The 13,764-nt window shown below is 61.8% G+C and carries 10 protein-coding genes; 2 read left to right on the forward strand and 8 right to left on the reverse strand.

Features of this window, described 5'->3' with window-relative positions:
* Window positions 1-77: 77 nt before the first annotated feature.
* Window positions 78-1,139 (forward strand): glycosyltransferase family 9 protein, encoded by a 1,062-nt coding sequence (locus tag GQB00_RS20825; RefSeq protein WP_165857690.1) that lies wholly within the window; start codon window positions 78-80, stop codon window positions 1,137-1,139.
* An 82-nt stretch (window positions 1,140-1,221) separates the two neighbouring features.
* On the opposite strand, the gene GQB00_RS20830 is transcribed toward GQB00_RS20825, so the two are convergent.
* From GQB00_RS20830 to glnE, 3 genes are all read right to left on the reverse strand, one after another.
* Complete coding sequence (locus tag GQB00_RS20830) at window positions 1,222-1,626, reverse strand: DUF6165 family protein (protein ID WP_111498270.1); 405 nt, start codon at window positions 1,624-1,626, stop codon at window positions 1,222-1,224.
* A gap of 66 nt (window positions 1,627-1,692) precedes the next feature.
* On the reverse strand, window positions 1,693-2,619 hold the full coding sequence (locus GQB00_RS20835) for a branched-chain amino acid transaminase (protein ID WP_111498271.1): 927 nt from the start codon (window positions 2,617-2,619) through the stop codon (window positions 1,693-1,695).
* Window positions 2,620-2,731: 112 nt separating this feature from the next.
* Complete coding sequence (glnE, locus tag GQB00_RS20840) at window positions 2,732-5,644, reverse strand: bifunctional [glutamate--ammonia ligase]-adenylyl-L-tyrosine phosphorylase/[glutamate--ammonia-ligase] adenylyltransferase (RefSeq protein WP_165857691.1); 2,913 nt, start codon at window positions 5,642-5,644, stop codon at window positions 2,732-2,734.
* A gap of 121 nt (window positions 5,645-5,765) precedes the next feature.
* On the opposite strand from glnE, the gene GQB00_RS20845 reads away from it, so the two are divergent.
* Complete coding sequence (locus GQB00_RS20845) at window positions 5,766-6,932, forward strand: ion channel (RefSeq protein ID WP_111498273.1); 1,167 nt, start codon at window positions 5,766-5,768, stop codon at window positions 6,930-6,932.
* A 22-nt stretch (window positions 6,933-6,954) separates the two neighbouring features.
* Here GQB00_RS20845 and GQB00_RS20850 read toward each other — a convergent pair whose 3' ends face one another.
* From GQB00_RS20850 to typA, 5 genes are all read right to left on the reverse strand, one after another.
* Entirely contained in the window at window positions 6,955-7,812 is an 858-nt protein-coding gene (locus tag GQB00_RS20850; protein ID WP_165857692.1) for a CYTH domain-containing protein, read from the reverse strand.
* A gap of 139 nt (window positions 7,813-7,951) precedes the next feature.
* Complete coding sequence (locus tag GQB00_RS20855; RefSeq protein ID WP_111498275.1) at window positions 7,952-8,971, reverse strand: porin; 1,020 nt, start codon at window positions 8,969-8,971, stop codon at window positions 7,952-7,954.
* A gap of 636 nt (window positions 8,972-9,607) precedes the next feature.
* Window positions 9,608-10,051 (reverse strand): D-aminoacyl-tRNA deacylase, encoded by a 444-nt coding sequence (gene dtd / locus GQB00_RS20860; RefSeq protein ID WP_165857693.1) that lies wholly within the window; start codon window positions 10,049-10,051, stop codon window positions 9,608-9,610.
* Window positions 10,052-10,292: 241 nt separating this feature from the next.
* Window positions 10,293-11,264: a prolyl aminopeptidase gene (gene pip, locus GQB00_RS20865; protein ID WP_165857694.1), complete on the reverse strand. Its 972-nt coding sequence runs from the start codon at window positions 11,262-11,264 to the stop codon at window positions 10,293-10,295.
* A 171-nt stretch (window positions 11,265-11,435) separates the two neighbouring features.
* Entirely contained in the window at window positions 11,436-13,247 is a 1,812-nt protein-coding gene (gene typA, locus GQB00_RS20870) for a translational GTPase TypA (RefSeq protein ID WP_165857695.1), read from the reverse strand.
* Window positions 13,248-13,764 lie beyond the last annotated feature (517 nt).

Genomic DNA, 13,764 nt, shown 5'->3' on the forward strand with positions numbered 1-13,764 from the left:
TTCCTTAACACAAGTTTATCAATGAAATGCGGATGAGCTCCACTGGCCGTCCGCGGGTTTAGTTTACGGAACGTTTCATGAAGTCCATTTGCATTCTGCGCCTTTCCGCGATTGGCGACATTACCCACGTCGTCCCGGTGGTCCTGAGCCTCCAGGAGCAGCTCCCCGGGGTAAAGATCACCTGGGTGATCGGCAAGATCGAAGCCAAGCTGATCGGTGATCTGCCCGGCGTGGAATTCATCGTCTTCGACAAGAAAGCCGGTCTCGATGGCTACCGAGAGCTGCGTCGGAAGATGCAGGGGCGCCGCTTCGACGCGCTCCTGCACATGCAGGTGGCGTTCCGCGCCAACCTGGCAGCGGCGCTGATTCCGGCGAGGGTTCGGGTCGGCTACGATCGCGCGCGCAGCAAAGACCTCCACAGCCTGTTCATAAACCGGCGCATCGCCGCCACGCCACGCCAGCACGTGCGCGACTGCCTGGCCAGCTTCCTCGAACCCCTGGGCCTGGAGGCCGCTCCGGCCCGCTGGAGCATCCCGCTGACCGACGCCGATCACGACTTCGCCCGCCAGCACCTGGCGCCGGATCGCCCCAACGTCGTTATCAGTCCCTGCGCCAGCCATAAGCTGCGCAACTGGCCGGCGGAGCGCTACGCCCTGCTCGCCGATCACGCGGTCCGCCAGCACGGCGCGCAGGTGATTCTCGTCGGCAGCCCGGCGCCATTCGAGCAGGCATACTGCGCCAGCATCGAACAAGCGATGAAAGAGTCCGCCCTCAACCTCTGCGGCCAGGACACCCTGAAACAACTGACTGCCCTGCTCGGCGCGGCAGATCTGGTGGTGGCACCGGATACCGGCCCCACCCACATCGCCAACGCCATGGGCACCGATGTGCTGGGCCTGTATGCGGCCAGCAACCCGGATCGCTCCGGCCCGTATAATTCGCTGGAATGGTGCGTGAACCGCTATCCCGAAGCGCTGGACGTGTTCGGCAGCAAGGACGTGAAGACCGCCCGCTGGGGCGCCAAGGCCGAGTACCCGGGCGCGATGGAGCTGATCAGCGTGGAAGAGGCCTGCGCGGCACTGGACCGCTGGTTCGCCCACTCACGCCGCCAACAGCCGGCCCCGGAAGAAACCGCCTGACACAAAAAAGGCTGGCTCCCGAAGGGCCAGCCTTTTTGCCACACGATGCCGTATCAGACATCGCAACAGACGGCGCAAGCGCTTACGTCCTGGCGGTGTAGTCCTGGTAGGACTTCTCTTCGACGAAGCGCGACCCCAGGGCCAGATTGACCTCTTTCTTGATCGCGGCACGCTTGTCGTTGGTGACATAGACGGCGCGGGCCAGCTCGATGAAACGCGGACCGAAATCCTGGGCCGCTTCCTGGTCGCGGATGTCGTCCTCGATTTCCCACAGCTGTTCGTTGACGGCCTTGAGCTGCTGGCGCAGGTCGGCGACCTTGGACACATCGTCCACCGCCTCATTCCAGGTCTCGCTGAGCTCGTTGAGCTCCAGACGCACGTTGCGCACCTTGTCTTCGTCTTGAATGCGCTCGGATTTGATCTCGAGGATGGTGATCTTGTCGAGTACCTCGCCGAAGGAGACAGGTACTTTGATAACGTCGGCCATAATGTGATCCCGGCTTTGGTATGGATAACAGGTTGGATCGGGTGCCCGGCGACGGCCGGGCCGGTTTCAGTCCTTGACGGCGGTCAGCCAGCTGGCGTTTTCCGGGCGCTTGCCCTTGACCGCATCGAAATACATCGACTGCAGTTTCTCGGTCAGCGGGCCACGCTTGCCGGCACCGATGGTACGGCCATCCAGCTCGCGAATGGGCAGGACTTCGGCGGCGGTACCGGTGAAGAAGGCCTCGTCGGCGATGTAAACCTCGTCCCGGGTGATACGGCGCTCACGCACCGGTACGTCGAGTTCCTGACAGAAATCGAGGATCGTCTGACGGGTGATCCCTTCCAGGCAGGAGGTCAGTTCCGGCGTGTGCAGCACGCCGTCACGCAGGATGAAGATGTTCTCACCGGAGCCTTCCGCCACATAGCCCTCGTTGTCGAGCAGCAGCGCTTCCTCACAGCCACTGGCCACAGCTTCATTCAACGCCAGCATGGAGTTGATGTAGTTGCCGTTGGCCTTCGCCTTGCACATGGTGATGTTCACATGGTGACGGGTGTAGGACGAGGTGCGCACCTTGATACCCAGCTCGCGGGCTTCCGGCGCCATATAGGACGGCCAACTCCAGGCGGCGACCATCAGGTGCACCTTGAGGTTGTCAGCGCGCAGTCCCATGCCCTCGGACCCCAGAAACACCATGGGACGGATGTAGGCTTCGTCCAGGCCGTTTTCCCGCACCGCCTGACGCTGGGCCTCATTCACCTGTTCTTTGGTGAACGGCAGCTTCATGTTGAGGATGTGAGCGGAGCGAAACAGACGGTCGGTATGCTCCTGCAAACGGAAAATCGCCGGTCCCTGGTCGGTGCTGTAGGCTCGCACGCCTTCGAAACAGCCCAGGCCATAGTGCAGGGTGTGGGTCAGCACATGCACCTTGGACTCGCGCCAGGGTACCATTTCACCATCCAGCCAGATCAGGCCGTCACGATCCGCCATCGACATCGTTTTGCTCCTAGAAACAGAGAAAGGCCGACTACCCGGGCCTTGGGACACCTTGGAAAAGCCGGCATTCTAGCAGGAATTGCGGCACGGTCGAAGTCCGCGAAGCACCGCTTCAGGCGTCAGGCGCAGCCATGACGCGGTTCCACACCGTCTCGATATAGGCCCGCTCGTCCGGGAACGCGTCCGCCTCCACCCGGCTGTTCAACGTCTGCAGCGCGCGCCGGTGAATCGTCGAGCGCAGCGTGATGAACACCTCCCGCAGCTGTTCGGCTTCCTCCGGCGGCAGCACGCCCGCCTCGCCCAGCGCTTCCATCTGCCGGATGTTGTCGGACCAGCGGGTCAGCTCCGGATGATCCGCGCAATAGGCCAGCATCAGGTACTGCACCATGAACTCCATGTCGACGATGCCGCCCCGGTCCTGCTTGATGTGGAACACCGCCGGTGACCCGTTGGCGTCGGGCGTGCCCAGGTTAGCGCGCATCTTCTCGCGCATGTCCACCACCGACTGCCGCAGCGCCTCGCGGTCCCGCGCCTGGCAGAGCAGGTCATGGCGCAGGCGCTCGAACGCCGCCAATGCCGGGCGACTGCCGGCCACACCGCGGGCCCGCACCAGCGCCTGATGCTCCCAGGTCCAGGCATCCTCGCGCTGGTATTTCTCGAACGCCGCCAGACTGCTCACCAGCAGGCCGGAGTTGCCGGACGGCCGCAGCCGCATGTCCACCTCGTAGAGCTGACCCGACGGCGTCTGGGTGCTGAGAATGTGTACAATGCGCTGCCCCAGCCGGGTGAAAAACACCGCGTTGTCGATGGGCTTGTCGCCGTTGGTGGCGCCGTTGGGATCGGCGGTATGGATGAACACCAGATCCAGGTCGGAGGTGTAGCCCAGCTCGATGCCCCCGAGCTTGCCATAACCGATGATGGCGAAATCCGAGTCACAGGCGCTGCCGTCCTCTTCGCGCGGATAGCCGTGACGGCTGACCAGGTTGGAGAAAGCTACCTCCACCACATGGTCCAGCACCACCTCGGCAATCCAGGTGAGGTAATCGCTGACTTTCATCAACGGCAGGGTGCCGCGCAGCTCGGAAGCGGCGACCCGCAGGATGTGCGCCTTCTTGAAATGGCGCAGCACCTCCATCTGCTCTTCCAGATCTTCCAGCGGGATGCGCAGCAGTTGCTGGCGCAGGTCATCTTCCAGTTCCTGCTTGGTGGGCGGGTGATAGAGACTCGCCGCGTTGAGCAGCTCGTCCAGCAGCAACGGCGTTTCCGCCAACTGGGAAGCGATCCAAGGGCTTTCGCTACACAGCCGTACCAGCTCGCGCAGGGCCGCCGGATTTTCCAGCAACAGCAACAGGTAGGCGGTGCGGCGCAGCACGGCCTCGACCAGTTGCAAAACGCGCTCCAGGGTCTGGGACGGTGCCTCCACCTGGCTCAGCGCTTCCAGCAGCACGGGCATAAACCGGTTGAGCCGGCGTCGACCTTCGGTCTGCATCATCTGGGCAGAGCGACTCCGGCGCAGGGTCGCGAGCAGCTCCAGGGACGCCTCCGCCTGCTCAAAGCCGGCACGGGCCAGGCGTTTCTGCGCCACCTCGGGCTCCAGCTCCGCCAGCCAGATTTCCTGCCAGCGCGCGCTGGCTTCCTGCTCCTCGGCTTCGTCGTCTTCCGAGGCAATGATGTCGGCGAAGTGATGGGCTACGCGCTCCCGGTGACTATCCAGCGCTTGCTTGCAGCCGGCCCAGTCGTCGAACCCCATCACCAGCGCCACACGGGCCTGGGCCTCGGCGGTGTCCGGCAGCTCCTGGGTCTGCTGGTCGGCCATGCCCTGCAGGGCGTGCTCGATATTGCGCAGAAACACATAGGCCTCGGACAGCTCGCCGGCAACCGGCGGGGGCAGCAGCTCCAGTTGCACCAGCTCCGGCAGAATGGTCAGCAGTTCGCGCTGCTGCAGCTCGCGGTCGCGGCCACCGCGGATCAGCTGGAACGCCTGGACGATGAACTCCACCTCGCGGATGCCACCGCTGCCCAGCTTGATGTTGTTCTCCATGCCCTTGCGGCGCACTTCGCGGTTGATCATGGACTTCATGCTGCGCAGGGACTCGAACGCGCTGAAATCGATGTACTTGCGGTAGACGAACGGGCGCAGCGCATCCATCAACACGGTTCCGGCCCGCTGATCGCCGGCCACCACCCGCGCCTTGACCATGGCGTAGCGTTCCCACTCCCGCCCCTGATCCTGGTAGTAGGCTTCCAGGGCGCCGAAGCTGAGTGCCAGGGCGCCGCTCTGGCCGTAGGGGCGCAGGCGCATGTCGACGCGGAACACGAAGCCATCCGCGGTCATCTGGTCGAGGGCCTGGATCAGGCGCTGGCCCAGGCGGGTAAAAAACTGCTGGTTGTCGATGGGGCGACGACCGCCACGGGTCTCGCCGTTGCTGGGAAAGCCGAAGATCAGGTCGATGTCGGACGACACGTTCAGCTCGCGCCCTCCCAGCTTGCCCATGCCCAGCACCACCAGGTGCTGGGGCACTTCCCCGTCGCCGAAGGGGTCAGCACCATAGGGGGTGCCCCACTGCTGACAGGCATCGGCGTGGAGCCAGTCCAGGGCGGCATCGATGGCCACGTCGGCCAGGGCGCTGGCGGCCGTCATGGTTTCGTGCAGGTCACCCAGGCGCACGAAATCGCGGAACAGGATGCGAAACATGCTTTCCCGGCGGAACAGTCGCAACGCCCGGTGCAGCGAGTTCTCGTCGCTGACCTCGGCGGCGTGGGCGGCCCAGCGGGCCTCCAGCAGCTCACGGGTCACGGGCTTGTCCAGGGCGCACTGCGCCAGCCAGCTGCGCAGTCGGTCACCATCCAGTTGCACCCGCTCTCGCAGGAAAGGGCTGCACACCAGCGCCTGGCGCCAGGCCGAGGGCGAGATACCCGGGGTGCCATCACTGATGCCGCTGTCGGCCAACAGCCGGTCGACGTCGTCCGCATCCCGCGCCAGGGTGTCGGGGATGGGCAATCCTTCGCGCTGAACGTTTGTCATTACCATACTTCCAAATCGCCAGATCTTGTCTTTGTCAGGAAATTCGTGGACTTATCCTTGGGGGTGTCCGGGATAGCGTTTAGACTGAACAGGCCCGACCAACGAACCGGATCCTCCCACAATGCTCAATAAAGACAGACGAGCCATTACCGCTGAGCACCATTTCACCCATCTTCCCATGTCGGGCGTGATCCGCCAACGGCTCAAGCGGCTGGTCTCCCTGCTCCTCGCGCTGGTAGTGATCCATATCCTGTCGATGATGCTTGCCGAGGGCCTGCCCCTGATCGACGCGGTCTGGCTGTCCTTCACCACCCTGGCGACGGTGGGCTACGGCGACATCTCACCGGCCACACCCGCCGGCCGCCTGATCACCATCGCCGTGATGTACATCATGGCCATCACGGTGCTGACACTGATCGTCAGCGACTACATCGAATACCGGTTCTATCGCCGCGAACGCATCCTGACCGGCCGCTGGAGGTACAAAATGAAGAACCACATCGTCATCATCAACACCCCGATGCACGGCGGGCACCAGTACTTCATGCGGCTGTCGAGCCAGATCCGAGCGGTGCCCGGCTACGAGAGCATTCCGATCCAGATCCTCACCCAGAAATTCCCCGAAGGCCTGCCGCCGGAGCTGCGCGACGCGGGGCTGGTGCACTACCACGGCTCCGGCAACGATCCCCAGGCCCTGCGGGCGGTCAATGTAATCGACGCGCGCTATATCATCGTGCTGGCACCGGACGAGGCGGACCCGGATTCAGACAGCGTGACGTTCAACATCGCCCACCGGCTCAGCGACCTGCAGTTGGGGCACCGGGTCACTCTGGAATGCGTACGCGACGAGGACCGCTCCCGTTACACCGAGCTGGGGATTCGCACCGTGATCCGGCCGGTGCGCACCTATCCGGAAATCATGGTGCGGGCGGTCATCTCGCCGGGATCGGAGAAGGTGCTGGAGGATCTGTTCAACTATCAGCACGACCACCCGCACCGTTACGAGCTGGATCTCGACGACCTGACCTGGGCGGACATCGTCAGCGCCCTGATCCGCCACGGCATCGGCACCGCACTGGCCTACATCGATAACGAGGACCAGACCGTGTGCCACCCGGAACCGGAAGAGGAAGTGGAAGGGCGAGGTTTGATCGTGCTGGTGAAATCCAGCCATACGCCGCCGGTGGAAGAGCTGATCGACGCCCTGGGCCGGTACCGCAGCTTCCTGGAACGCTGGCACAAGCTGCAGTCCGACCCCGAAAGCGCCGATACGTCGAAGGTGGAATAAAGCGCGCTGCCGGCATTGGCGGTCAGCCGACCGCCACCTGCCTCGCCAGCAGGCCCAACTGGAGCCGGATCAAACCGGGCTCGAACAACCATTCACGGGCCGGCTGCTTCAAGGCGCCCTCCAGCCAGCGCCATTCGACCTCCAGCCCCTCCTCTGCGGCATCCTGCCTGATGCCCGCCAGCGATCGGGTCAGAGCATCCCCGGCCTCGCCGGTCAGCCAGTGCACACTCAGCGCCCGCAGGAACGCGGTCAGGGCATCGTCCCCCACCGCCTCGGCATTCGGTGTGCCCAGCCCCGCCAACCAGTAGCCCTGCTCCGCCTTGCTGACCAGGTTCAGGAACAGCGGCGCCCGTTGCGCCAGGCGCTCAGCCCAGGCCAGCAGAGCGCTGCTTGAGCCTGACTTCAGTTCAAACTCCACTTCCGCCAGCGGTCGATGCCGGTCTCCGGCCAGGATACGGCCGATATCCAGGGCGCACTCCACCGATGCCTGTTCCGAATCCAGCATCTGGATGCGGCGATCGAAATTGGTCTCGAACACCACCGCCAGCGCCGCCAGATTCACCCGCTCCGCCACCGGCGTGTCCGCCAGCAGACCAAGATTCAGATCGGGGCCCGGCAGCGGCCACTCCCACTCTTCCCGGCGATGGGCGCCGTCGACAAAGTGGCCCTGGGTTTTCAGGGTCTGGATGTAATGGGTGTCGGCCTGGCGCACCCGCAAGGCCGCCCGCTCACCGTTCAGGGCCAGGTCCGGCGTGTCGTAATAACGGTTGACCAGGTGCTTGCGGCCAGGCTCGGCGCCGCCCTGCCCGGCAAGCCAATCCAGGACGGCCTGCTCGCCCCCGTTACCGAGGGTCAGTTTGATTTCCAGCTCTTCGGCCATAGGGCTCCACTGCGTTTGCTCAATCAGAAGGTGTTCGACAAGGGTGGTTATCAGGATATCGCCGGTTTTCTCCGGGCACAAAAAAACCGGCAACCCGAAGGTTGCCGGTTTTCGTACGAAGTACTGCTTCTAAGCGATATTAGAAGTAGTAAACAGCACCAACGTTCAGTTCGTTGATTTCTTCGTCGTCCTGGTAGTCAGCTTCGTTGTTGCGCTGCAGGGCTTCAACGTAAACGTACATGTTGTCGTTCAGGTTGTGGATAGCTTGCAGAGTGATAACGTCGCTTTCCAGGCTGCCTTCGTCTTCTTCACCGTACTCGTAGGAAGCACGGAAGCTGTTGGCGCCCAGAGTGTAGGTACCCATTACACCCAGCAGGTCCTGACCTTCGGCACCGAAGTCGCTAGTAGCGTCGTCACCCAGGTCTACACCCTTACGAGAGCTGTAGAACGCGTTCAGGGCCAGGTTGTCGATGACGTAAGTCGCGCTAACACCGTAGGTGTTTTCGTTGCTTTCGTCAGCGGAGCTGTCGTTGGAGTCCATCGCAACGGCAACGGTCAGGTTGTCCATGGCGTACTGGACGGCCAGCTGGTACGGGTATTCGTTTTCACCGTTGCCGGTTACGTCGTCAGAGTCAGCGCGAACCTGAACGGCAGAGTGGAAGGTGAAGCCGCCGAAGCTCGGGGTCACGTACTGGATCAGGTCGCCTTCGCCAGTGGTGAAGTCAGCGGCCAGGTTGTTGGCGCCTACTTCGTAGATCCAGTTGCTGTAGTCGCCGATCAGGGCTTCGTACTGGGAGTCGTCAGAGCCGACCCAGACCTGACCGAAGCTGTCGCCACGGATACCGATGTAGGCTTCGTCCAGCTCGGTAGCGCCAGCGTTGTCGCCGCCAGTGTCTTTGTTGTCCGCGTCGATGCCTTCCAGTTCGATCTTACCGAAGGCTTCGATGCCCGGTACGATTTCGGCGCTGTGCTTCACACCGATGGTGGAACCGTTGTCGTCGATGCCGTAGTGGTTGTGGCCGCTTACGTCGGAGTCAACGTAGCGTTCAACCAGCTGGATGTTACCGTAAACGGTCGGCAGGTTGGATTCCTGTGCCATCGCTGCACCGGAGGTGAACGTAGCCGCCGCTACAGCAGATGCGATCAGAGTCTTTTTCATGTTGCGTCTTCCTTCTTGAGTTAACTCAGGTTTTAGCCGCGGGTTTGACCCGTTTTTAGTGTTGGACCCTTGGACGGACCCATTATGTGAATCAAACATGTCAGTTCTGTTAATCCCGAATGACTTCAGAATCAAAGCGTTGGACATGTGTTGATTTCGCTCCCTGACGGCGGCCTTGCATCGCATCAGCTCCTGCCGAAGTCAGATACACGCTACACCTTCAAGGTCAGTCACTTACGCCGCTTAGTTAAAGCGTCGCATGATGACAAGGTTTTAATACACTCAATCTTATTTTGCAAATTTTTCTTGGCGATTTTTTAGGCATCCCGCCGAGCCCATTTTTAACGCTCGCCAACAAGTTTCAGGCCAACTCGAAAAACCGAATTATTTTCATAAACTTAACCAAAAGACCTGAATCCCGGCGCTTTTCAGGCTGCTTCACCGTGAAGCATTACCATTTTGTGCGCACCGTTTAAGCTCATCACCCGAAAGTCCCGAAAAGTAGCACAATTGTTGAGTCATTCAAGTACTACCATCCGACTAACCACACTCGGCTGCGCCGCATTGAATCACGTCGATCGTGACATTCGCGTGACAGCGCCACCACCACTTGCTTCAGCTCGCGCCAGCACGCTCTCAGGCCTCAAGCATGAAGGTGACCGGCCCGTCGTTCTCCAGGTTCACCGCCATGTCCGCACCGAATTCGCCCGTTGCCACGCGCTCGTCGCCCAGGATTCTCCGCGCGCAGTCGACAAACTGGCGGAAAAGCGCCCGCCCCTGCTCTGGCACCGCCGCGGAGGAAAAGCTGGGGCGCTGGCCCTTCCGGGTATCGGCGGCCAATGTGAACTGGGGAACTACGAGGAGACTGCCGCCGGCGTCCAACAGGCTGAGATTCATACGCCCGGAGGCGTCGGCAAATATGCGGTAGTTGAGGATGCGCTGGCCGAGTCGCTCGGCCGTCTGGTCGGTGTCGTCGTGCTCGACGCCCAGGAAAACGAGGATGCCGCTACCAATGCGGCCGACGGAGCAACCGTCCACATCCACGTTGGCGTGATTGACCCGCTGGATAAGAGCTTTCAAAGCGACGCCTGTTCCCTTTGCCTTCGGCCGGTAACATTCCCGTCCGGGGATTTATTGTGACAGACCCGTGACAGAAACGACATCAAACAGCTGTGGATTCTAATTACCGGGATTCGGGTGGGCAAGCTGCGTTTACATATTTAGACAAAAGAGCCGCACTGCACAAAGACCAACCAGCCACCTTCCAGGCCCCGGCGCCGGGGCCCGGAAGTCGTCCGCCAGGGGAATCCGCGCCGGACTGTCAGACGGGCCGCTCGTGCCGTTCCGCATAACGTTCGGCCAACTTCTCGCAGGCCCGCATCAGGGCATCGACGATGGCCGGTTCCGAAGCCGAGTGCCCGGCATCGCGGATAATCGAGTACTCGGCGTCCGGCCATGCCTGCTGCAGGGCGTGGGCGTTGTCCAACGGGCACACCATGTCGTAGCGTCCGTGGACAATGTAGCCGGGAATACCCGACAGCCGACCGGCATCGCGCACCAGTTGATCCGGCTCCAGGAAAGCATTGTTCATGAAGTAATGACACTCGATCCGGGCCAGGGCGATGGCAACGTGCGGGTGTCCGAAATGCTCCACCACTCGCGGATTGGGGTGCAGCGTCGCGCAACGACCTTCCCACACGGACCAGGCCTTGGCCGCCTGCATCTGCTCGAGCTCGTTGACGCTGGTCAGCCGGCGATAGTAGGCGCCCACCAGATCACCGCGCTCAGCCTCAGGAATAAGCGAAACGTAGTCCTCCCAGTAATCCGGAAAGATGCGCCCGGCCCCTTCCTGGTAGAACCAGCGGATGTCCTGCGGACGGCACAGGAAAATGCCGCGCAGAATCAGCCCAAGCACGCATTCCGGATGGGTTTGCGCGTACGCCAGACTGAGCGTCGATCCCCAACTGCCACCGAACAGCGCCCATTGCTCGATCCCCAGGAACTGGCGAATGCACTCCATGTCGGCTACCAGCGCCTGGGTGTCATTGCCCTCCAGCTCAGCCAGCGGCGTCGAGCGACCGGCGCCGCGCTGGTCGAACAGAATGATGCGGAAGCGCTCGGCATCGAAGAAACGCCGATAGTAATCCTCGCAGCCACCACCTGGCCCGCCGTGGACCACCACCACCGGAATGCCATCGGGATTGCCGCTTTCCTCTATATAGAGTTCGTGAGGCGGATCGACCTTGAGTCGGTGTTCGGCGTAGGGCTTGATCTCGGGATACAGCGACAGCATGGCGCACCTGCTCGTGACGGGCTAACAAAAGGGATGCTACGAATGGTCTGAATTTAGGGGATACAGGCGGGAAATGCCACCCTCACCGCGAGCGCGGGAGGGTGGTCAGCAAAGCCGGTCGATGCCGGCTCCGCATTCGACGGGCATGATGCTCAGCCCATCGGGCCGGACTTACTTCTTGTGGGCGCGACGGCGCTCGTTTTCCTTGAGCAGCTTCTTGCGGATGCGCAGGGATTCCGGCGTCACTTCCACCAGCTCATCGTCGTCGATGAACTCCAGCGCCTGTTCCAGCGTCTGACGGACCGGCGGCGTCAGCATGACGTTTTCATCGGTACCGGAGGCACGGACGTTGGTCAGCTGTTTGGCCTTGGTCGGATTCACCACCAGGTCGTTGTCCCGGTTATGGATGCCGATGATCATACCTTCGTAGACTTCGGTACCCGGCTCAACGAACAGGCGACCGCGCTCCTGCAGGGTCATCAGGGCGTAGCCCAGGACCTTGCCGTCGACCATGGACACCAGCACGCCGTTGTTGCGGTGTTCGATGTCACCGCCCTTGACCGGACCGTAGTGGTCGAAGACGTTGGTCAGGATGCCGGAGCCCGACGTCATGGTCAGGAACTGGTTACGGAAACCGATCAGACCACGGGCCGGCATGATGAACTCAAGGCGGGTACGACCACGACCGTCCGGCACCATGTTCTTCAGCTCGGCGCGGCGCAGGCCCATAACTTCCATGATCGAGCCCTGGTGCTCATCCTGGACATCGATCACGACGAACTCGTACGGCTCCTGCAACTCACCGTCGATTTCGCGCTGGACCACTTCCGGCCGGGACACACCCAGCTCGAAACCTTCCCGGCGCATGTTCTCGATCAGCACCGACAGGTGCAGCTCGCCGCGGCCGCTGACCTTGAATTTCTCGGCCGTGTCACCCGGTTCCACGCGCAGCGCCACGTTGTGCAGCAGCTCTTTGTCCAGGCGCTCTTTGATGTTGCGGCTGGTGACGAACTTGCCTTCCTTGCCGGCGAACGGAGAGTCGTTCACCTGGAAGGTCATGCTCACGGTGGGCTCGTCGACGGTCAGGGCCGGCAGGGCTTCCGGATTCTGCGGATCGCACAGGGTGTCCGAGATGAACAGTTCACTGATGCCGCTGATGCAGACGATGTCGCCAGCACTGGCCTGTTCGACCGGAATACGCTGCAGGCCGTGGAAGCCTTTCACTTCCAGAACCTTGGCGTTGCGCTTGTCGCCATTGCGGTCCACAACCGCCACCTGCTGGCCCGGGCGCAGCGTACCGCGGGTGATGCGACCGATACCAATAACGCCCACGTAGCTGTCGTAGTCCAGCTGGGAGATCTGCATCTGGAACGGCGCTTCGACATCGACATCCGGCGCCGGCACGTTTGCGGCGATCGCCTCGAACAGCGGTGTCATGTCGTCCGCCAGCTCGTCGGCTTCCGGGCCGGCGATGCCGTTAATGGCGGAGGCATAGATGATCGGGAAATCCAGCTGTTCGTCGGTTGCGCCGAGGCGGTCGAAAAGGTCGAACACTTCGTTGATGACCCAGTCCGGACGCGCGCCGGGACGATCCACCTTGTTCACCACGACAATCGGACGCAGGCCCTGGTCGAAGGCTTTCTGGGTGACGAAGCGGGTCTGCGGCATGGGACCGTCGACGGCATCCACCAGCAGCAGCACGGAATCGACCATGGACATGACCCGCTCAACCTCGCCGCCGAAGTCGGCGTGGCCCGGGGTGTCCACGATGTTGATCTGGTATTCATTCCAACGGATGGCGGTGTTCTTGGCGAGGATGGTGATGCCCCGCTCTTTTTCCTGGTCGTTGGAATCCATGATCCGCTCGGAACCGGTTTCCTTGCGGTCCAGTGTGCCGGACTGGTCCAGCAGCTTATCGACCAGCGTCGTCTTACCGTGGTCGACGTGGGCAATGATGGCAATATTTCGACGTTTTTCGATCACAAAACAATCCTGAGACATGCGTATGACCTGAGAAGGATCATAAAAGGCGGTCGAGCCGCCCGGCATGCCATCTCAAATCGGGAAATGTAGGGGTCCAGGCCACCATGATACGGCAGCCGGACGTCAGGCGCGCGCAGTATATCGAAAACCGGTGACCGTAACTACGTTCAAATTGTGAGCAACGCTCTCGCCGGATCCCTGGCCCCCAGATTTACCGCACACATTTGGTGCAACAACACCTGCTTGCGCACCATTTAAGAACACAAAAAGCACCAGACACCCTGCCAGAGTCGCGGAACCGCTCCCTGAAATCGCCCTCTAAATGCCCACACTGCACCAGCATCGACCGAATTCGCCGCGATTGGCAAGCGCTTTGCTTAACCTGTTGCAGCCGAAATTTCGGGCACGGCCGCAGCTGTTTTTGCTAAGCTGCCTGCGCCTGTCGAATGAATCGGACGCTGAGTGAGGTCGACCAGCCGAACCGGCTCCAAATAAGACATAAACTGACGGAGTATGC

The sequence above is a fragment of the Marinobacter sp. JSM 1782161 genome, assembly GCF_011421605.1.
Lineage (GTDB): Bacteria > Pseudomonadota > Gammaproteobacteria > Pseudomonadales > Oleiphilaceae > Marinobacter_A > Marinobacter_A bohaiensis.

Excerpts from the sequence above, each read along its gene's own strand:
- GQB00_RS20855 (WP_111498275.1), bottom strand. The coding sequence starts at position 8,971 with ATGAAAAAGACTCTGATCGCATCTGCTGTAGCGGCGGCTACGTTCACC.
- glnE (WP_165857691.1), bottom strand. The coding sequence starts at position 5,644 with ATGACAAACGTTCAGCGCGAAGGATTGCCCATCCCCGACACCCTGGCG.
- GQB00_RS20845 (WP_111498273.1), top strand. The coding sequence starts at position 5,766 with ATGCTCAATAAAGACAGACGAGCCATTACCGCTGAGCACCATTTCACC.
- pip (WP_165857694.1), bottom strand. The coding sequence starts at position 11,264 with ATGCTGTCGCTGTATCCCGAGATCAAGCCCTACGCCGAACACCGACTC.
- GQB00_RS20835 (WP_111498271.1), bottom strand. The coding sequence starts at position 2,619 with ATGTCGATGGCGGATCGTGACGGCCTGATCTGGCTGGATGGTGAAATG.
- GQB00_RS20850 (WP_165857692.1), bottom strand. The coding sequence starts at position 7,812 with ATGGCCGAAGAGCTGGAAATCAAACTGACCCTCGGTAACGGGGGCGAG.
- GQB00_RS20825 (WP_165857690.1), top strand. The coding sequence starts at position 78 with ATGAAGTCCATTTGCATTCTGCGCCTTTCCGCGATTGGCGACATTACC.
- GQB00_RS20830 (WP_111498270.1), bottom strand. The coding sequence starts at position 1,626 with ATGGCCGACGTTATCAAAGTACCTGTCTCCTTCGGCGAGGTACTCGAC.